16 protein-coding genes are annotated in these 20,620 nt (G+C 46.3%); 12 read left to right on the top strand and 4 right to left on the bottom strand.

Annotated elements, in window-relative coordinates; all coding sequences use genetic code 11:
• Positions 1-18: 18 nt before the first annotated feature.
• The 7 genes from MCG98_RS03960 to MCG98_RS03990 all read left to right on the top strand — a co-directional run bounded on the left by MCG98_RS03960 (position 19) and on the right by MCG98_RS03990 (position 7,809).
• Positions 19-1,551: a sugar ABC transporter ATP-binding protein gene (locus tag MCG98_RS03960; RefSeq protein ID WP_240300534.1), complete on the top strand. Its 1,533-nt coding sequence runs from the start codon at positions 19-21 to the stop codon at positions 1,549-1,551.
• Complete coding sequence (locus tag MCG98_RS03965) at positions 1,544-2,647, top strand: ribose ABC transporter permease (protein ID WP_240300535.1); 1,104 nt, start codon at positions 1,544-1,546, stop codon at positions 2,645-2,647. The genes MCG98_RS03960 and MCG98_RS03965 overlap by 8 nt, the downstream gene beginning before the upstream one ends.
• A gap of 195 nt (positions 2,648-2,842) precedes the next feature.
• The gene (locus MCG98_RS03970) at positions 2,843-3,613 is read left to right on the top strand and encodes an alpha/beta fold hydrolase (protein WP_240300536.1); all 771 of its coding nucleotides are present in this window, start codon (positions 2,843-2,845) and stop codon (positions 3,611-3,613) included.
• A gap of 36 nt (positions 3,614-3,649) precedes the next feature.
• Positions 3,650-5,716: a cytidylate kinase family protein gene (locus MCG98_RS03975; RefSeq protein WP_240300537.1), complete on the top strand. Its 2,067-nt coding sequence runs from the start codon at positions 3,650-3,652 to the stop codon at positions 5,714-5,716.
• A gap of 18 nt (positions 5,717-5,734) precedes the next feature.
• Positions 5,735-6,544 (top strand): threonine/serine exporter family protein, encoded by an 810-nt coding sequence (locus MCG98_RS03980; protein ID WP_240300538.1) that lies wholly within the window; start codon positions 5,735-5,737, stop codon positions 6,542-6,544.
• Entirely contained in the window at positions 6,545-6,991 is a 447-nt protein-coding gene (locus tag MCG98_RS03985; RefSeq protein WP_240300539.1) for a threonine/serine exporter family protein, read from the top strand.
• Between the two features lie 146 nt (positions 6,992-7,137).
• A complete protein-coding gene (locus MCG98_RS03990; RefSeq protein ID WP_240300540.1) occupies positions 7,138-7,809 on the top strand; it encodes a GntR family transcriptional regulator in 672 nt (223 codons plus the stop codon).
• A gap of 150 nt (positions 7,810-7,959) precedes the next feature.
• Here MCG98_RS03990 and MCG98_RS03995 read toward each other — a convergent pair whose 3' ends face one another.
• Positions 7,960-8,823: an AraC family transcriptional regulator gene (locus MCG98_RS03995; RefSeq protein WP_240300541.1), complete on the bottom strand. Its 864-nt coding sequence runs from the start codon at positions 8,821-8,823 to the stop codon at positions 7,960-7,962.
• 215 nt (positions 8,824-9,038) lie between these two features.
• Here MCG98_RS03995 and MCG98_RS04000 point away from each other — a divergent pair, with 215 nt between their 5' ends.
• Together MCG98_RS04000 and MCG98_RS04005 are read left to right on the top strand one after the other, a co-directional pair.
• The gene (locus tag MCG98_RS04000; protein ID WP_240300542.1) at positions 9,039-10,370 is read left to right on the top strand and encodes a hypothetical protein; all 1,332 of its coding nucleotides are present in this window, start codon (positions 9,039-9,041) and stop codon (positions 10,368-10,370) included.
• A 77-nt stretch (positions 10,371-10,447) separates the two neighbouring features.
• Positions 10,448-11,002 carry an FmdE family protein gene (locus tag MCG98_RS04005; RefSeq protein ID WP_240300543.1) on the top strand — a complete coding sequence of 185 codons (555 nt, stop codon included), beginning with the start codon at positions 10,448-10,450 and terminating at the stop codon, positions 11,000-11,002.
• A gap of 73 nt (positions 11,003-11,075) precedes the next feature.
• Here MCG98_RS04005 and MCG98_RS04010 read toward each other — a convergent pair whose 3' ends face one another.
• From MCG98_RS04010 to MCG98_RS04020, 3 genes are all read right to left on the bottom strand, one after another.
• Positions 11,076-11,663 carry a 50S ribosomal protein L25 gene (locus MCG98_RS04010; RefSeq protein WP_240300544.1) on the bottom strand — a complete coding sequence of 196 codons (588 nt, stop codon included), beginning with the start codon at positions 11,661-11,663 and terminating at the stop codon, positions 11,076-11,078.
• Between the two features lie 166 nt (positions 11,664-11,829).
• Entirely contained in the window at positions 11,830-13,323 is a 1,494-nt protein-coding gene (locus tag MCG98_RS04015; RefSeq protein WP_240300545.1) for a GntR family transcriptional regulator, read from the bottom strand.
• A 110-nt stretch (positions 13,324-13,433) separates the two neighbouring features.
• Positions 13,434-14,900 carry a GntR family transcriptional regulator gene (locus MCG98_RS04020; RefSeq protein ID WP_240300546.1) on the bottom strand — a complete coding sequence of 489 codons (1,467 nt, stop codon included), beginning with the start codon at positions 14,898-14,900 and terminating at the stop codon, positions 13,434-13,436.
• Between the two features lie 200 nt (positions 14,901-15,100).
• Here MCG98_RS04020 and MCG98_RS04025 point away from each other — a divergent pair, with 200 nt between their 5' ends.
• The 3 genes from MCG98_RS04025 to MCG98_RS04035 are packed head-to-tail and all read left to right on the top strand — an operon-like array spanning position 15,101 to position 20,615.
• Positions 15,101-17,347 (top strand): GGDEF domain-containing protein, encoded by a 2,247-nt coding sequence (locus MCG98_RS04025; protein ID WP_240300547.1) that lies wholly within the window; start codon positions 15,101-15,103, stop codon positions 17,345-17,347.
• Positions 17,348-17,377: 30 nt separating this feature from the next.
• Positions 17,378-19,318: a diguanylate cyclase gene (locus MCG98_RS04030; protein ID WP_240300548.1), complete on the top strand. Its 1,941-nt coding sequence runs from the start codon at positions 17,378-17,380 to the stop codon at positions 19,316-19,318.
• Positions 19,293-20,615: a replication-associated recombination protein A gene (locus MCG98_RS04035; protein WP_345891619.1), complete on the top strand. Its 1,323-nt coding sequence runs from the start codon at positions 19,293-19,295 to the stop codon at positions 20,613-20,615. The genes MCG98_RS04030 and MCG98_RS04035 overlap by 26 nt, the downstream gene beginning before the upstream one ends.
• The last annotated feature ends 5 nt before the right edge of the window (positions 20,616-20,620 follow it).

Consider the following 20,620-nt stretch of genomic DNA (forward strand, 5'->3'; position numbering starts at 1 on the left):
AGAGAGGATGATAAAGATATGTCGTTTATCGAATTTGAAGGCATTACAAAAAAATTTCCCGGCACAGTTGCTCTTGATTCTGTCAGTCTTGCAATCAACAAAGGAGACATTGTTGCCCTGTGCGGTGAAAACGGTGCCGGTAAATCTACTCTGGGTAAGGTGTTTGTGGGTGTCTACCCTCATGGGTCATATGATGGTGTTATAAAAATAGAGGGAAAAGAAGTTAAATTTTCTAATACGCTGGATGCGGAGAAATCTGGTGTGGTAATGGTGCATCAGGAACTGAATCTCGTGGACGAGATGACAGTGGCAGAAAATATCAGTCTTGGAAATATGCCCCACAGAGGGGGCAGGATTGATTTCGAGACGATGGAAAAAGTAGCAAGAAACGCGATGCAGCGCCTGGGGGTTGAGATAGAACCCGGGAAGAAGCTGGGGGATTTATCAATCAGCATGCAGCAGATGGTGGAGATAGCAAAAGCTATTTCCAGGAATCCGCATACGATCATTTTTGATGAAGCGACGAGTTCCCTGACCAACAGTGAGGTTGAAACTTTGTTTGAGGTGATGAGAAGGCTGAAAAAAGAAGAGATAACGATGATTTATGTGACGCACAAGATGGATGAAATATATCAGATCTGTAACCGCGTTGTTATTCTAAAAGACGGCAAATATGTGAATGAGGGCAACACTTCTGAGGTTACCAAAGATACATTGATCAGCTGGATGATCGGAAGAAAACTGGAAGATATGTTTGCGCCGAAGACAAACATGGAATACCTCTCTGAGAAGCCGGTCCTGGAGATAAAAAACTGGTCCGTGTATAAAGAAAAGGGCAGTGCCAAAAAGGTTGTGGATAATGCAAACCTGACTTTGAGATCAGGTGAAATCCTGGGAATATACGGTCTGATGGGAGCAGGAAGAACGGAGCTGGTGACTTCAATATTTGAAGGGAATTATGTCCCCAGCGAAGGAGAAATATATCTGGATGGAAAAAAAATTAAGATAAATACAACAAGTGATGCGATTCGTACAGGCATTGCGCTCCTTACGGAGGACAGAAGAAATTCAGGCCTGATTACGATACACAGCATTTTGGATAATATTATATTGGCCTCTATCAAGAGTTATGTCGGGAAATTTTTCAAAAGGGATTCGGAAAAGGAAAGAGAAGCCGCGCAGAGTATGGTACATAAGCTGAGGATCAAACTCAGCAGCCTGGATACAGCTGTGAGCAGCTTATCCGGAGGGAATCAGCAGAAAGTAGTCCTCAGCAAGTGGCTGCTGACGAATCCAAGAATCCTGATTCTGGATGAGCCTACGAGAGGCATAGACGTCGGTGCTAAAAAAGAGATTTACCACATTTTGCAGGAGCTGGCGGACAAGGGAGTCGGTATCATAGTCGTCTCCTCAGAACTCCCGGAGGTTTTGGGAATCAGTGACCGGGTCATGGTCATGAGAGAAGGACAGATTGCGGGTGAAATATTCGTCCGTGACGCCACAGAAGAAATCTTAGTAAGGTATGCGATGGAGGGAAAATGTAATGGATAAGGTGATGGTAAAAGAAAACAAATTCAAATGGCAGAATTATGCCTCAGCAATTGGACTTATTATTCTGTTGATCGTATCAGCGGTACTGAGCAGTACATTCTTATATCCGATCAACATTATGAATGTTGCCAAGCAGATAGCCGTTCAGGGAGTTCTCGCCATCGGTATGCAGTTTGTCATTCTTTTAGGGGGGATCGATCTGTCCCCTGGTGCTGTTGTCGCACTGACGGGTGTGCTGTTTGCTTATCTGATACCGACACTCGGCTTTTTTCCGGCTGCGTTCATTATCCTGTTATTCGGGTGTGTTCTTGGCAGCCTCTATGGATGGTTTATCACGAAACTGGGAATACCGGCGTTTATTGTCACACTGGCGGGACAGACGATCTGCCGTGGCATTGCGCTGACAGTTACAGGCAGCACCGCTGTGTCCATCAGCAGCAAAGCTGTTACAAAACTCGGAAGCGGGAATATTCCGTTTCCTGTATGCGTCGTGATTTTTGCACTGATGGGTGTTTATATCGCGTACTCCCTCATTCGGGATATCAAAAAGAAAAAGGGCATGAGTGCCGTCCTCAAAGTCTTTGCATTTGCAATTCTTGGATATGCTGCCTGCATCACGGGTCAGGTGGAAGGCCTGTCAATTCTGGTGGCGATCACAGCGGTTTTGCTTATGGCGTTTATCTTCGTCCTGAGGGCTACTGTGTTCGGCAAAAATGTATATGCTTCCGGCGGCAATATTCTGGCCGCGAGGCTTTCCGGTATCAATGTCAATAAGACGGTAATCTTCAGCTACGTGATCTGTGCAGTGATGGCATCCCTCGGCGGGATTATGACAGCTGCGCGTCTTGGAACGGGTTCGCCGCTGATCGGGACGAACTATGAACTGGATGCGATCGCAGCGGTTGTCATCGGAGGTACCAGTATGTCAGGCGGCAGCGGTAAATTAACGGGAACGATCATAGGCGTACTGCTGATCGGTGTCCTGAACAATATGCTGTCGCTGCTGAATGTCTCATCTAACATGCAGCTTATATTTAAGGGACTTATCATACTTGCGGCTGTGGTTATTGATTCTACATCGAATAAAAAGAAATAATGCAGATATAAAAAACTGCGGCGGGTATCAGGCGTTAAGGCTTCCTGATGCCTGCTGTTTTGCTTTGGCGATTTCATTAAAAATACCCGGATCAAATTGGTTATAATGCCTAAATTATTTTATTCTCATTCGTATCCTTGACGCTGATATAATAATATACTAATATATTAATAAAGACATGAAGGAAGGAGTTTGATGATGGAACGACAAATATCTTTTATCAGCAGACATCATAAAGTACACGGCTGGGCACATATACCAAAGACGCCCGACAGAGCACCTGCAATTGTGTTATGCCATGGGTTTACGGGAAACTGCAGTGAACATGGTTTGTTTGAGTCGTTTGGCAAAAAGGCCAGTGAAGCCGGATTCTATGTTCTGCGGACTGACTGTGTCGGGTCCGGTGAAAGTGACGGTGATTTTGCAGAACATACGTGTCTCGGAGGATGGCGGGATGATATGCTGGCAGCGTTTGACTTTGCTGCAAAGCAGCCGGAGGTAGATGCCGGGAGGATGGCAGCTATGGGGATCAGCATGGGTGCGGGAGCCGCACTGCTGTCGCTTAAAGAAAACAGAGTAAAAACAGCGGTAGGCTGGGCGCCCGTTCTGTATCCGGTTGAGGTATTCAGCAGAATCATGGGAGATGAGAACTGGGAAAAACTCAGAGACGGGGAAACAGTTCATCATGAATATGCGGGCGTGGAATTTGACATGGGTCCCCATTTTCTTCGGGATGCAGAGAATCTTTCTGTGGAGCAGGCGATCAGAGAAAGCGCTAAACCGGTGCTGCTGTGCCTGGGGACTGCAGATCCGGTCATTGATCCGGGATTTGGACCGCGCATGGAAGCACTGTCAATTCCCGGGTTGGCTGTACGTACGGTGCAAAATGAAAACCACAGTTTTCTGGTCTGCCAACAGGAGAATATTGCGGAGGCAATAGAATTCCTTAAGGGACAGCTGATGTAAAATGACAAAAATTAAAAAGATATGGAGGAGCAATACATGAAAAACACAGTGGAAAACCGGCAGAATGATGCGGTTAAGATTCGCATAGGCGAGAAAGTGGCATATGGTTCCGGAGACGTTGCATGTAACGTTGTATTTGCGCTGACGATGTCACTGGCTACTTATTTTTATACAAATGTCATCGGCATGTCAGCGGCCCTGGTGGGAACAATCCTGATGCTTTCAAGGCTCTTTGACGGAGCTTCTGACGTTATCATCGGCCTTCTGGTAGATAAGACAAAATCCCGGTTTGGAAAAGCGAGGGCGTGGGTACTCTGGATGACGGTTCCTTACGGGCTGTCGGCAGTACTTATGTTTATGGTTCCGGCTGATGCGACTACGGTAGTACAGGCTATCTATGTATTTATCACCTATAACTTTGCGGTCACCATCGTCTATACCGCGCTCAATCTGCCTTACGGTACCCTGGCAGCCCTGATGACCCGTGACCAGAATGAACGTTCACTGCTGAATGTGTTCAGGATGTCCATGGCGCCGGCCGGCAATCTGGTTGTAACAGCCCTGACACTGCCGCTTATCAACCGCCTGGGCGGGGACCAGAAGGCATGGGTTACAGTCACTGTCATTTATGCGGTGATTGCAATGATCTTACTGATGGTCTGCTTTTTCGGATGTAAGGAGCGCGTACATATACCGGCAGTACCGGACGATGAAAAGGTATCGATGGGAATGAGCTTCCGCTGTATGCTGAGCAATAAGTACTGGTGGATGGTAACCCTGATGTTTTTCGGATGGTCGGTGTATACAACATTAAACGGTACGATGCTGACTTACTATTCTCAGTATCAGCTGGGCAATAATGAACTGATGAGTATTATTTCAATTGTGGAAAAACTGCCTTCCATTCTTGTGACGATTGCCATCGCTCCCTTTATCAAGAAATTTGGAAAACGCAACCTGTCTCTGGCCGGGGCGATCGTCTCATTGAGCGGTGCGGCGATCATGCTGATCAGCCCGCAGAATCTGACCTTTGTGCTGATCGGGGCAGCGTTGAAGGGGGCGGGTGTGGGACCGATCGGGGCAACAGTCTACGCCATGATGGCGGATGCGATCGAGTACGGTCACTGGCGTACGGGAGTGCGTACAGAAGGTCTCCTGTTCAGTGCGGCAACTGTTGGATATAAGATAGGAGGAGGTCTGACAAGTGCGGGGATCGGCTTTGTACTGGAAGCCGCAGGGTTTGACGGGAAATCAGCAGTATATCAGACGGCTTCCGCACACAGTGCCATTTCTTCTCTGTACCTCCTGCTGCCCTTTGTGGCCTGGGGGCTGCTGGCAGTTCTGCTGTGGCGTTATAAACTGGACAAGGAGTATTCAGGCATTATCGGAGAACTGCAGATTGGAAAATATTCTGAAAAAGCGGTGGTTAAGCAAAAAACGCCGCAGGCAGGTCAGAAGGAACCGGTCTTTGCCGCATCTTCAGATACGGCAAAAACAAACGCTATTATCACGATCAGCCGGGAATATGGAAGCGGCGGCCATGATATCGGCAAACGTCTTGCCAGGGAACTGGGCATTCCGTTTTATGATAAGCAGCTGATATCCCTGGCAGCTAAGGAGAGCGGACTGGACGAAGCTACCTTTGAGCAGCTCAATGCGGAACTGAGCGCTTATCAGCTTTCACTTACCCTGCTTGATCCAGGCAATCAGAATGACAGGCTGTTTCTGCTTCAGTCGCAGACGATCCGCAACCTGGCACTTCAGGGCCCGTTTGTCATTGTAGGCCGGTGTGCAGACTATGTGCTGCGCGATTTTGACAATGTGGTAAATGTGTTTATCAGCAGTTCAGCTGTCAAGAAGGCTCTGCGAGAGAATGCACCGGCGGGAAAGGATACGGATCAGATCAAGCAGTGGCAGATGGTAAGTGAGATGGACAAACGCCGAAGCCTGTATTATCAGCATTATACAGGGCGTGAATGGGGAAAAGCGGAAAACTATCAGCTGTGTGTGGACAGCAGTCTGCTGGGAATGAATACCTGTAATGTAATTAAAACATATCTGGACGGCTGTGCTAAACCCGGGGAGCGCGTGGGTATCCTTTAAAATAAAATGAAAAATAATATGATGAATGATACAAATGAGTCTGTAATGCGTATAGATTACCGAATGTTAATGGAGACGGCGGCGCTGGCAGGAGAGATCATGCTCGAAAACGGAGCCGAGGCCTGCCGGGTAGAAGACACCATCAACCGCATGCTCTATACTGCAGCTTCCATATCACATGCAGAGACGGTCGTCTTGAGCACCAGTTTTGTGGCGACAGCTGCAGCAGTCGGCATGGATCCTGTGACGGCAGCCCGGAGAATAAAAAGCAAGGGGACAAACCTGAATAAGATCTGCCGTGTTAATCAGGTGTCGAGAGACTACTGCGAAGAAAAGATCTCTCTGGAACAGGTATGGATATTGCTGCAGCACATCCGGGGTGAGAAGCTGTATTCCGGAAAACTTAATTTTCTGTGTATGATCATCATAACAGCATCCTTCACGGCGCTTCTTGGCGGGACGGCATTGGATGCCGCTGCCGCGGGTCTGTGCGGCGCCGTGCTGGAACTCTGTCTGCGGGCCGGCAGGTGTACGCCGCTGCATGCGTTCATTGTGGAAATGTGTGCAGCGATGGCTTCATCGGCAGTTGCCGTCAGCTTTTTCCACTTTCTGCCCGCGGTCCGCGATGCGAATCTTATTATCATCGGGACCATGATGCCTCTTGTACCGGGTGTCGCCATTACGAATGCTGCGAGAGATACACTGCAGGGTGACTTCGTCTCGGGGTGTGCCCGCATTCTGGAGGCATTTGTCAAAGCGTTTTCAGCGGCTCTCGGGGTAGGCATCATAATTTTTCTATACAGAGCCTTAAATGGCGGAGGTTTGTAAATGTTACTGCAGAGTATATATGCACTGGCGGCAGTTACTGCATTCTGCGTTCTTCTGGAAGTACCGAAAAAGCAGGTCATGCCGGCAGGCATTGCAGGAGCTATCTGCTGGGCTTCATACCTGTTCGTATGGAACCTTACAGGGAGCACCGTATTTTCCAGCTTTCTGTCTGCGTGCGTGGTCTCTGTCTATTCCAGAATCATGGCACGGTTCAGGAGAGCGCCGGTGACGGTGTTTTTCATTCCAGGCATTCTTCCCATCGTACCGGGAGTGGCAATGTACCGGTCGGTATATTACCTGATGACGGATAACGACCTGCTCGCCAAAGAATATCTCCTGGAAGCGCTGCTGATAGCGGGTGCCATCGCTTTCTCTGTCTTTTTGACAGACTCGGTCGGCACGCTGCTGGAGGGCAGTCATACGGCCGGAGACAAGGACATCAAATGAATGACTTTCGATATTGAGTTTGTATTGCTTATGTAGTATTCTGGAATATATGGTTGACAGAAATGAATTAATCTATTATATTAGTATATAAGGCGTGGGGCGGGAAAATTTTGGTTTATGAATCAAAATGAAGAAAGGCGTACAAAATGGAATTAGAAAAAATATATACGGGAAATAAGGTCGATGTCTACCAAACATTAAAAAATGCAATACAGTATCTGTCGTTAATGCCCGGTTCAACGATCAATGAGCAGGAGCTGGCATCTGAACTGGGGGTAAGCAGAACTCCTATCCGGGAGGCACTGATCCGTCTGTCTAGTGAGACACTCATTGATATTTATCCTCAGAAGGGGACGTATGTCTCCAGGATTGACTTTGCATTTGCAAATGAAGTGGCATATATGAGACACATTCTGGATACGGAGATTTGTCTGACGCTGTGCAGGGAGAAGGTGGACCTGCACGACGCGGTGGATGAGATATTATATTTTATGCGTGCTGCGGTCAAGAAAAAAAATGTGATAGAGTATCTGAAAAAGGATCAGGAATTTCATAAGGCATTGTTTGCCTATGGAAAACACGAACTGATATGGGACATTATCTCTACATCCAGGGCACATTACAACCGCTTCGTGATCCTGGATCTTCAGCTGGATGGGAAACTGGAAAACTCCTATCAGCAGCACTGCGAAATCCTGGATTCCATCGCTTCCGGAGATGAAAAGAAACTGCTTGAAATATTAGATGTTCATCATGATCATACGGGAGTTGATTATGAGATGATACAGAAAAATTTTCCTGCTTATTTTGAAGCTTAGGAGAGTGCTTCGGATTATTACAAATGCGTAGTTAAGACTGTTGAAGAGCAGTTATTACTTTAGTTCAAAAGATAGTGAAGAGACAGGGTGCGAGCCCTGTCTCTTTAATATGGGCGTAATTACTAAACGACAGGTTGATAAAGAGCCTTTTTAGTTTTCAAATCCTGCAACATTATAATATTTGCGAAATACCATCGGTGTGACTAAATTTTTAGACTTAAATGCCCGTATAAAGTGCGTGCTGCTCGTAAATCCGCATTCTTCGGAGATTTGCTGTATATTGAGTGTGGATTCGATGAGCAGTGTTTTGGCATTCTGCAGCTGAAGTGATAAAAGATAGCTGTGTGGGGAAGAACCCATCTGCCGTTTAAAAAGCCTGGAAAAATACTGTGGATTCAGAGAAACATGATTCGCTATTTCCTCAATGGAAGGAGCCTTCCGGTAATACTGTGACATGTAGCGGACAGCAGACCGGATGGAAGATGATTCTCTGGACGGATTTTGTACAGTTAATCTGGTCAGGATATCATAGATATAAGAGGACAGGCGGTGTTCGCTGATTTCTTTATTTTTAATGTGATTCAAAATATCTCCAAGCAGCAATGAAATCTCAGATTTTCCGGAATGACAGACTCCATCCTGTGATAGAAGATCGCAATAAAGAGGGGTAAGACCACCTTCAAAGTGAAGCCACTGGAACGTTACCTGCTTTTCTGCCCAATATTGGTGGGGGCGGCTGCAGTCAAAAAAAACAACGTCGTCGGTTCTGGCTGTCTGGTGCCTGCCGTCATACTGTACATGAAGTTCTCCTTCGAGGACGTACAGTATTAAATAAAACTGAGGATAATCGTTTGGTCTGCTGACCCGGTAAGGGGGAACACAGGTATAGACCGCTCCGAAAAAAGGATAAAACAGGTGCATTCTTGCAAAATCAGAAGGATCATGAAAATAAATCCCTTTTTTTTCGATGATTCCGGCTTCCTTAGCAATTGGTTGAAGTTTATAAGTTGGCATAGTACCTCCTGAAAGGTCAAAAAATGTATATAAATAGTAAGTAGCGTATGATGAATTAGGCTTCCAAATATTTTATACTGTTTTAAAACACAGGTATAAGAGTATTTTATCATGAAAATCAAAAATGTACAGTCATTATCTGCTTCTGACTTGCAATTTGGAAAAAGATAAAAATGTTATATTTTTGAGTAAAAGTAAAGAAAGGAAGTTAAAAAATGAGCAACGGTACAGAAACGTCTAAAAGAGGAGAAGAACTTTTCAGAGAGCAGTTCCTTTACAAGCATCCGGAAGTGGCAAAAATGCAGACGGAGTTAAAGTTTTCTGACGAGGAAAAGTCAATTCTGCGGCAGTTGGCTGAAAAAGTGGCGTATATAGCGGAAACGGATGCCATGAAACTGAAAAAAAAATTGTGGACTGAGAATCATGATTTGAAGAGCAGTACCCCCGTTATATTTGTGGATCCGGAAAATGGCTGGAATGAAATCATGACGGATGAGGTTATTTTTTGCAGGGATCCACTTGCGAGAACCTGGGAAAATCTGCTCAGGAAAAAAATATATTCGGCGGAAGTTATTAAGGATGATACGGTTATCACAAAGGATTTTAATGTACCGTGGTATTGGACGGATGATGGCTTTGGTATCAACCCTGTCATTGAATATGCGGATATGAAGGGCGGAGCCTATCATGTCCTGGCTGCAATTGAAAATTATGAAGAGGATTTTGAAAAGCTGCATTTTCCAAAATTGACAATTGACAGAGAAAAAAGTTTTCAGATCATGGAATGTGCGAAAGATGTATTCGGGGATATTTTAAACTGCAGATTTTCCATGAAGTGGCACTGGGATGATTCGTTCCTGTGCAATTATGTTGAACTGCGTGGTATGGAAGATTTTATGTGTGATTTTGTGACAGACCCGGAATGGGTGAACCGCATGATGCAATTTTTGACGGATGGAGTTATCAAAAGATTTGACTGGCTGAAGGAACAGGGCTTATTATCTTTGAATAACGATGATACATACCTGGGGACTGGGGGACAGGGTTATACCACTGATCTGCCTGCTTCAGATTTTGCCGGAAAAGTGCGGACCACAGATATGTGGCTGACACTCCAGGCACAGGAAACGGTATCTGTAAATCCGGATATGTTTGGGGAGTACGTACTGCCACATTTTATTCGTCTGGCTGAACGCTTTGGGCTTGCCCATTATGGTTGCTGCGAACCTTTCGATGTGAGATGGGAATATTTAAAACAGATTCCAAATCTGCGTCATGTATCCGTATCTCCGTGGGCAAAGTACCACCTGGTCCCAGAGCTTCTTGGTAAACAATATGTGGCCAGTGTGAAATTAAAACCGACACCGCTTGCCATGTCAACCATGAATGAGGAGCATGTAAGAAATGAGTGCCGCAGAGCAGTCGAGGAAACATTTGGCGGTATCTGTGAATTTGTTATGAAGGATAACCACACCATTGGGAATAATCCCGATAATCTGATCCGCTGGACGCAGATTATGAGGGAAGAGATTTGTAGAAAATATTAAAACTTAATAGCATTTATGAACTGACGTGGTATAATAAAAAACAAGTTTGAAAATGAAAGACTTAGGGGAAACGTGATATGGACAAAAAAATATGGGAAACCTGCGTGGCATTTCACGGCCACGAATGCGGCGGACTGACGATCGGATACAAGGCGGCAATGTATGCGATCAGGCTATTAGAGCTTGCTCCTGGCAACGGTGAGAAATCATGCTGCATCTCTGAGGATGAGCAGGTAGTATGTATAGCTGAAAATGATGCCTGCGGCATTGATGCGATTCAGGTAATACTGGGCTGCAGTGCCGGCAAGGGTAATCTGCTGTTTCACATGAGGGGGAAACAGGCATTTTCCTTCTACAACAGAAACACCGGAAAATCCGTCCGCCTTGTGCTGAAACCCCGCCCGGAAGGGATGACCAGGGAGGAATCTTTTGCATATTATCAGGGGCATGGGCCGGAAGAACTGTTTGATGTAAAAGAGACTGCGATCCCACTCCCGGAAAAAGCGAGAATCTTCAGGTCTCTGACCTGCAGCTGCTGCGGTGAGACGGCGTCTGAGAATATGATGCGTCTCGAAGGAGATCAGATCCTGTGTCTGGATTGTTATGATTCTTATGACCGGTTCAGGGTCTGAACATAAAAAGACCAGAGACAGTATCTATCTGTCTCTGGTCTTTTTTATATCACTGCTCTGTAAAATGTTATGGTCAGTCTTCAGCTTCGTTAACTTCGCTCTCTTCAGCTTCTGTGTTCTTAACATAATCTGAAATATGGAAAATCATGGCGTCTTCCGGTGTTATGAACTGAACATCTTTATTTTCCGGCAATACCAGGTCTTTTACATGCATGACTTTTATCTCAGGTGCGAGTTTTTCAAAATCAATAATGATCGTATCCAGAAGATTGGACGGGTCAGCCTTGTAGCTGATTTCGGAAAGATCCTGTTCCACTATACCCTGTACACAGTCTGAATTTTCCAGTTTCACCTGCACGGAAGTAGAAATCACCTCACCGTGGACTAATGCCTGAAGGTCAAATGCCATGACCTGTTTTTTCATTGAATTATAATCAATACTTTTGACGACAGCATTCGTCTTTTCACTTCCAAGGTCCAGAATTACCTGAGAACCCTCCCCATTTTTTTTGATAAACTGCAGTACGTCTGCTTCGGCAAACTGAAGCGGAACGGATTCATCCATTCCCTTTCCGAACAGTACGCCAGGAGCGAAGCCTTCACGTCTTAATTTCTTTGCTTTTATTTCCGGGTTTCTTTTTTCTGCTTTCAATGTAGTCATATCTGATACCTCCTGTAATCATGTGATATGTTACCGCACATAACAAAAAACAAAAAGAACTCTCTCTACAGGTGTAGTTATGAGCTCTTTAAAGCAAAGTTCTGTATGCACCTCTATATTATAGCACCTGAAACAGAAATTTATATGTATTTTCTGTGAAAAAACGTTATTCTATAGTATCATTTAAAGATGTTATAAAAGAAATATCCGGGATTCTCAGATATTTCGCCTCATAAAGGCTGTATTTTTCTATAACAAAACGCCGGACAACACGCAGTATATGACTGTAACATTCAGAAAGGCCGTTCGCAAAGCCCTCCACGTCACCCGTATGCAGGCAGTCAAACGCGCGGAGACTTTTTTCATTTATCAGGCTGGTACTGTCATGTTTGCTGCGGTAAAATGCAAAATAGAATCCGAAGTGTGAGAGATTTCCCAGCTCTCCCAGAATTACTTTTAAGGGATGCAGATTCAGCCGGTCCAGAATGAGCTGCAGAATATCTGCGAGAGGAATGTTATCAGGTTCTTTAAACCTGTGAGCGACCGCCTCCAGGTCCTGGGGTGTAATATGAGGTGCGGCGCATGTGGCAGCCGGACGTATGGCAAATACAAGGAACTGAAGTGCGTACAGATACAGAAGGGTGGTCCGCTTGCTTGTTTGATTCTGCAGAGGACGGAATACAACGGAATCGTTCGGAATCAGGGCGACGGTTCCCCTGGAGTTCAACGTCTTGCTGAAGCCTAAACGTGCAGTCTCGGTAAGGGCTTTGCGAATCGTAAAGACGGACACCCCATATTGGCGTGCAAGTTCTGCTTCATGTGGAATATAGGCATTTGCCGGATAAAAGCCGGTTCCGATTTTATTTATCAGATCGCGGACGATACGCGTGTAATAGTAATCCTGACCGCGCAGTGCGCTCCAGGCAAAGACCGGAGTATCCTGCTTGGGACAGTCCGGAAACCGGGTTTCCAGCTGTTTCAGGCATCTGGCGGTTAATCTGGCCGTGTCCTCGTACAGCTGGTTGAATGGGCCGTGGATCTGGTCCGGATCGTTTGTGCACAATAAATTAATCAGCGGGATCATGCGGGGGGCAAGTCCTGAGAAGGAGATGTCTGTGAAAGCCTGCTGTTCTTCTGTGAAAAAGCTCATCTGGCTGTACAGTTCAAATGCTGCATAGACATCGCCAAACAGTGAATTGCCGCTGGAGCAGAGAACGTCCTTGAACAGGTCAGAGACGGTGCGCCATTCGCTGATAGTCGGCTGCAAGAGTCCTGATTTTAAAAGCTGCCTGTAATGGGGCTGTTCTTTGACGGCACATCCCTCCGCTGAAAAAGCGATCAGCGGAGGAATCAGCAATACCATTGTCTGGTAGATCTGCAAAATCCCGTCGCGCTGTGACAGTACAGATTTTATCATGGCAGAAGAACTTCTGTCCGGGTGCTCGTAGCACACCAATGGTGCAGTGCGGGGCTCAATACGGATAAACCCATCCTGCTTCAATGCATTTAAGACCTCCGAGACAGTGCGGATGCTGACCTGGTAGTTTTTACAGAGCTGCCTGCCTGAAGGCAGATGTTTTCCCTGCTGCAATTGTCCGCTTTTGATTCTGCCCTTCAGATCGTTGTATACATAAGAAAAACGAGTGTCTTTATTCTTCACTACTTTTCCTCCTGCCCATTATGACATAGAATAACTAAAATACTGTAATTTTTCAATTAATTGTGGTCATCAGCGGTCACAAACATTCAGATGTGAGGCCGGTGCGGCTTCTATAATCCGGGGTCCGGCGTGACCAGAGACCTGGCTTCAGGGAGGCCCCGGCCAACCATAAAATCGCGTACAAATTCAAAAACGTGGCAGTAACATAAAGAAAGCTGCCTGGAAAAGGCTTCGGCACCCTTTGTATTCAGCAGGTCTAACGCCTGCAGGCACATCTGATTCAATGTATTGGAAGAACGATTTCCATCCAGATAAAAGGAATAATAATATCCCCAATGCAGTAATTTATTCGTCTCCTGGAGGAGGAGGCATAAAGGCTGAAGGGGCAGTTGTTCTGTTATACACTGAAGGATGTGATCAAGGGGGATGATGTCAGGCTGTCCAAACCTCTGCCGCATGGCATCCCATGTGCTCCTCTCGATATGAGGAAATGCAAGTCGCACGGCCGGTTGTATGGCGATCGCCATAAACTGCAGTGCACTAAGATACAGAAGGGTGTCATTTTTGTAGGTCCTGTTTTTCATGCAGGAACAGGTTGCCTGGCCGTTGAACAGCGTGACCTGTGTCCCTTTTGCGTTAAAGGTTTCCGCAAAACCGAGTTCATTCAATGTTGACATGGCTTTGCGTATCGTCGAGACAGAGACATTGTACTGCAGGGCAAGCTCAGCTTGCGGCGGCAGGAATTCCCCGTCTTTGTATAGGCCAATTCCGATCTTGTCGATCAGATCCCGTGTGATCTGCATGTAATAATGGTCCCGCCCGGTTTCTGCATTCCAGAAAAAGCAATTGTTTTTTTGTGATGGTTTTATGTCCGGAGTTTGTGACAGCGTGTTCAAGTACCGGGCTATGGCATTTTGCATTCCGCAGTAAATGGAGCTAAAACGTGCCTGGATTTCACCCGGGTCTTTTTCTTTTAATGAATCCATTACCCACTGCGTGCGTGCGCCGTCCGTATAATCTGCGATGACAGACATTGCTTCCTTGCTGTTCAGGAAGAACGGGACCCGTGCGTGCAGTTCGAGACTTGTAAAAATGTCGCGGAATAACAGGTTTCCCGTGGAATCCAGCATATCGTGAAGCAGCGATGAACATATGTGCCATCTCTGCGCACTGCATTCAGGCTTACACCGGGTGAGCGAATGAAAGTGTGGACTGAGTACTTCATCCCCGCAGGAGAGGGCTGAAAAAGAAAAAAGGCGGGGCATTAAAAGAGTGATCGTTTCGTAGACATCCAGGATAGAATCTTTCTGCTCCAAAATATTCCTGGTGGGGCTCAAAGCAGAATCTCCGTCAGGAGGTCTGTAAATAACAACGGTAGGCTTCCGCTCTTGGGAACAAATGAGGCCTTCAGATTTCAGGGCGGCGAGCACATCTTTTACCGTACGGATTCCTACATGATAAATCTGACAGAGCTGATTGATCGAGGGCAGAGCTGCACCATGCGGCAGATACCCGGTTGTGATCTGATAACTAAGATTTTGGTACAGATAATGAAATAAGGTTCTCTTTTTTTCCAAGATACAGATCCTCCCTTCGTCAAACGTGCGGACACGCTTTCCTCACTGACGCTCATTATATCATAAAATGGGGCAAGCTATATGCAAACGTACACAAATATATAATTGTTTTTTCGATTTTTATAAATTAAAATATAGTTATCGTAATAAAAGGTAGTGCAAAGAGACTGAATTTCATATAAAATGGAGATTGTTAGACTATGAAAAAGCAAAAGGCATTTATTGTCCGGGGCGCACAGATCGGATTATTGTCCATAATTTTAATTATGGTTTTTACTGCCTCGATCTGGAATGCGGCGCAGCTTCGTATTGTACTGAACGACAGTACAAAGGAATATCTGAATGACGTAACTACACAGATGTCAGGGGATATACAGGGCACCATACAGCATAAGATGACAGATCTTGAAGAGTTGTCTGATTCGGTTTCACGGTTTGACAGTGGACAGGACAGAGAAGAGCTGAAGGAATTTCTGAACAGAAAAGCGCATATTCAGGAGTTTGACCCTCTGGTAGTGCTGGACCGCAACGGTAATACCGTTTCCTCGGAATCTGAATTATTCTCTGGCAAGCGGGAACAAGAGATGCTATTACAGATGGAGAGCGTGCAGTCTTCATTTGAGGGAGAAGTCTGTGCCAGCTACCTGGGCGGCGAAATTATCGTTTACTCTGTTCCGGTCTATGAAAATGGTCAGGTGACAGGAGTATTGATTGGTGGCCGCAGTAAGGAAAATATGCAGCGGATGATCGCATCGAAAAGTTTTAATGGAAATGCATTGAGCTGTATTATCGACAGTGATGGTCAGGTTGTGATTTCACCCGAAGATTTAAATCCATTTATGCAACTGGAAGATATTTTCGAATCAGATGAGAAAGTGGCTGCCGGGATCCGGGAGATGCAGGAGAAAATGCGTGCCGGGCAGGATGGTATGCTGAAGTTCACAGCTGTCACACATGAGGAGCTTTTTTTAGCGTATAATGGGCTTGGGATCAATGACTGGATACTGCTTACCATTATTCCGGCCGATATCATATCCGGAGGTGCTGACAGATATATCTACCAGTCGTTCATCATCGTGGGAGTTACGATAGCCTTTTTCTCCATGTTTTTATTTGCGGTTTTTCGCTTTTATAACGATTACCGGAAAAAGCTTGAACGGGCTGCATTTACTGACCCTGTAACGGGAGGAATGAACAACGCAGCTTTTCAAATGAAATTCCGGGAAATATCGCATGAAATAAAACCCTGTACTTATACGATCGTCCTGCTCAATGTGAAGGGGTTCAAGATGATCAACGAACGGTTTGGAATCAGTGTCGGCAATGATATCCTGCGCTATGTCTGCCGGGTACTGGAACATCATATGAGAGCGGAGAAGAATGAGTTTGCAGCGCGCAGCGAGTCGGATCATTTTTTTCTCTGCATAAAAGAACACGCCCCCGAGGCGATCAAAGCAAAACTGGGTGTGATCATTGAGGATATTAATTCTTTTCACGGCGTTGATCTGCCCTGTTATCAGTTCTCATTTAAACAGGGAGCCTGTCTTGTGGAGGATCCTGGAATGGAGATCATGCTTCTCCAGGATCGGGCAAGGACCGCTTATCAGAATCAGAGTCCGGGAATGCAGCAGGAATGTTCTTTCTATGACAACAGCTTTACGGATAAACTGAGGAAAGAACATGAACTCAACGAGTTGTTTGAGCGTTCTGTTTCAGAACACCATTTTGAGATATACCTTCAGCCTAAAATAGGCTTGGGGGAGAATCGGCTGGAAGGTGCCGAGGCACTGGTTCGGTGGAATCATCCGCAGAGAGGCATGATTTCCCCGGCAGAGTTTATTCCGATTTTTGAACGCAGCGATAAAATATGCACATTGGACTTCTATGTGTTTAAAGAGGTCTGTATGCTTCTGAACAGTTGGATAAAGGAAGGGAAAAAGCCTGTGCCCATATCCGTCAATCTTTCCAGGCTGCACTTTTTGAATGCCGGTTTTCTGGAAGAATTTGCTGAAATTGCGCATGAGTATGAGATTTTGCCCGGAATGATTGAATTTGAACTGACAGAGTCTATTTTTTTTGATACTCAAAGAATTAAAACGGTACAGGAAAGCATCCGCCATATGCACAGAATGGGATTTCTGTGTTCTCTTGATGACTTTGGCTCCGGCTTTTCTTCGCTGGGGCTTCTGAAAGAATTTGACGTGGATACGCTGAAACTGGATCGTTCATTTTTCATGAATATTTCCGACGAAAGAGGACAGGAGATTATTAGCTGTCTGATCGAGCTTGCCGGCAAGCTGGAGGTGCAGACGGTTGCAGAGGGGATCGAAACCCCGGAGCAGCTGGAGTATCTGAGGTCTGTACATTGTGATATGGTACAGGGATATATATTTTCAAAGCCTCTTCCCATATCGGCATTTGAGGAGTGGAGCAAACAGTATATCTGACACATGTGAAATTGTGAAAAGGAGTAAGCGATGAAAAAACAGATAAATAAGAGGCTGTGTATTATTATTTTTGCGGCCATGCTGGTTTCGCTTCTGCTGAACTATCTGCTTCAAATTTTCCAGGCTCAGGATACCATGCGCGTGAACTCCCAGGAGTTATTTTGGCAGATCAATCAGATATTGGTCCAGAATGAAAAAGAGGTAGAACAGATTAAGGAAGATTTTGCAAAGAGCTGTCTGGTAAACGCCAAGGCGGCAGCCTATATTGTTCAGAACAATCCGGACATCATTAACGATCAGGATGAACTCGAAAAGATTGCAGAATTTCTCCAGATCGATGAATTTCACATTTTTGATACACAGGGGAATCTGTATGCGGGTTCACAGCCAAAGTACTTTGGCCTGAATTTCAACTCCGGAGAACAGATGCGGTTTTTTTTGCCGATGCTGAAAGACCGGTCGCTGGAATTATGCCAGGAGATAACCCCGAATACAGCGGAGCAGAAACTGATGCAGTATGCGGCGGTCTGGAGAGAAGACGGTGAAGGGATTGTACAGATAGGTATGGAACCGCACAGAGTTCTTGAGGCAATGAAGCGCAATGAGCTGTCTTATATTTTTTCCATCGTTACGGCGGATAAAGGGGCGGTCATCTGTGCGCTGGACCCTGAGACATATCAGGTACTCGGCGCTACAGGTTCCGGTTATATTGATAAAAATATAGAGGAGCTGGGGATTGATCCCCAGGAAGTAAACGCCGGTGGAAACGGGTTCCATGCGGTTGTGGACGGTGAGAAAAGTTATTGTGTATTTGAAAGAAACGGATCGGTGATTCTTGGACGTATCGTTCCCCATGACAGCATGTATCAGAATGTCAACAGAAACTGTCTTATGCTCGGCGGCTACCTGCTGCTTCTCGGCATTATTATGATAGCTGCAATATCCCGGTATCTGGACCGCTATATATTAAAAGGCATTTCTGCCGTGAACCAAAAGATGAGAGTGATAACGGGAGGAGATCTTGATACGAAGGTTGATGTGGATACCACGCCGGAGTTCGCGGAGCTGAGTGAACAGATCAATGAAATGATAGGGAGTCTGCTGGACACCACCAATAAGCTCTCGACAGTTCTGGATGTTGTCAGTATACCGGTGGGAGTCTATGAGTACAGGCAGAATATGAAACGTGTGATGGCGACCAGGCGGATTGCGGAGATTTTAAAACTGTCGCAGGATGAGGCAAGGCTGATATTGTCGGACTGTATGCTGTTTGAGAGGAAGCTGGAAGAAATCCGCGGGCATATGGTGGATGGGAGAAAAGAAATTTATCAGCTTCCCGGGAAAATTAAACGTTTTATCCGTATGGAGTCGATCACGTATGAAAAGAATATGCTGGGTATTCTCATGGATGTAACGAATGATGTGATGGAACGCCAGCATATTGAACGTGAACGGGATATTGATCTTTTAACTGAATTATACAACCGGAGGGCGTTTTATCGTCGTCTGGAAGCGTTTTTTGTGCCCGCACCGGAATTTAAATATGCTGTGATCCTGCTCGCTGATTCGGATCAGCTGAAACGAGTCAATGACCAGTATGGACATGAAAGCGGTGACCGTTATCTGTGTGGAGTTGCCCGGATTTTATGCACCGGACCTTCAGAGAACAGAATCGTCGCGAGGCTGGGCGGTGATGAATTTGCACTGATCATCTGTGCTGATGACAGGGAAGAACTGACGGAGAGGATCGGGATCATACGTGAGGCGATGCAGGGCTACACGGTGAAACTGAGTTCGGATGTGGCTGTTACAGTGCGGTTTTCCGCCGGATGTGCATACTATCCGGAGGACGGTACTGATTATCGGGAACTGCTCAAACTTGCGGATCAACGAATGTATCAGGAGAAAAAAGAGCATAAAAGGGAGGATAAGAGGTGTTTAGATCATGATGGAGCAGTTAAGCCTGTTTGATGACCGCAGGACGAGTGCACCCCTGGCCAGCCGCCTGCGTCCGGAAACGCTGAATGAATATGTGGGCCAGCGGCATCTGATCGGAGAGGGGAAGATCCTGCGGCAGCTCATTGAAAAAGATCAGGTATCTTCCATGATATTCTGGGGGCCTCCCGGTGTGGGTAAGACGACACTGGCGAGGATTATCGCGAATCAGACCAGGGCCAAATTCGTGGAGTTCAGCGCGGTGACCAGCGGGATCAAAGAGATAAAGGAAGTTATGAGCCAGGCGGAGTTTAACCGCAGGTCAGGCGTCAGGACTTTGTTGTTCGCTGATGAAATTCATCGGTTTAATAAGGCTCAGCAGGATGCCTTTTTGCCGTACGTGGAAAAAGGAAGCATTATTCTGGTGGGTGCGACGACTGAGAATCCTTCTTTTGAGATCAATTCAGCGCTTCTGTCGCGGTGTAAGGTATTTATTTTAAAAGCGCTCGGGGAGGAGGACCTGAAGGAGCTGCTGCTGTACGCCCTGAAAAGTACGAAGGGATTCGGAAATCAGGATATCGCAATTGATGATGACATGCTGTCCGCGATTGCACGTTTTTCCAACGGCGATGCGAGGACTGCACTGAATACGCTTGAAATGGCAGTACTAAACGGCCGGATGGATGAGAAGGCAAAGATCTGTGTGGATGAGGATACTCTGGCACAGTGTATGAATCGGCGTTCTCTGTTGTATGATAAGACCGGGGAAGAACATTATAATCTGATCTCGGCGCTGCACAAGTCCATGAGAAACAGTGATCCGGATGCAGCAGTGTACTGGCTGTGCCGTATGCTGGACGGAGGGGAGGACCCGCTGTATATTGCCAGGCGCCTGGTGAGGTTTGCCAGCGAAGATGTTGGAATGGCGGAACCGGAAGCGCTTCAGACTGCTGTGGCCGTATATCAGGCGTGTCATTTTCTCGGGATGCCGGAGTGCGATGTTCATCTGACACATGCGGTGGTCTGTCTGGCAATGGCACCCAAATCCAATGCACTTTACAGGGCGTGTGAGTCCTGTAAAAAAGACGTGCGGGAGCTGCCTGCCGAGCCGGTGCCTCTTCCGATCCGGAATGCACCGACCAGCCTGATGAAGGATATGAAGTATGGGCAGGATTATATCTACGCCCACGACACTGAGGAGAAGCTGAGCCGTATGCAATGCCTGCCGGATGCGCTTGCAGACCGAAGATATTACCTGCCCACAGAGGAAGGGCAGGAAAAGCAGGTGAGGGAGCGGCTGGAACAGATTCATAAATGGAAGAATGAAAAATAAAGAAT

This window comes from Ruminococcus sp. OA3, from assembly GCF_022440845.1.
GTDB lineage: Bacteria > Bacillota > Clostridia > Lachnospirales > Lachnospiraceae > Ruminococcus_G.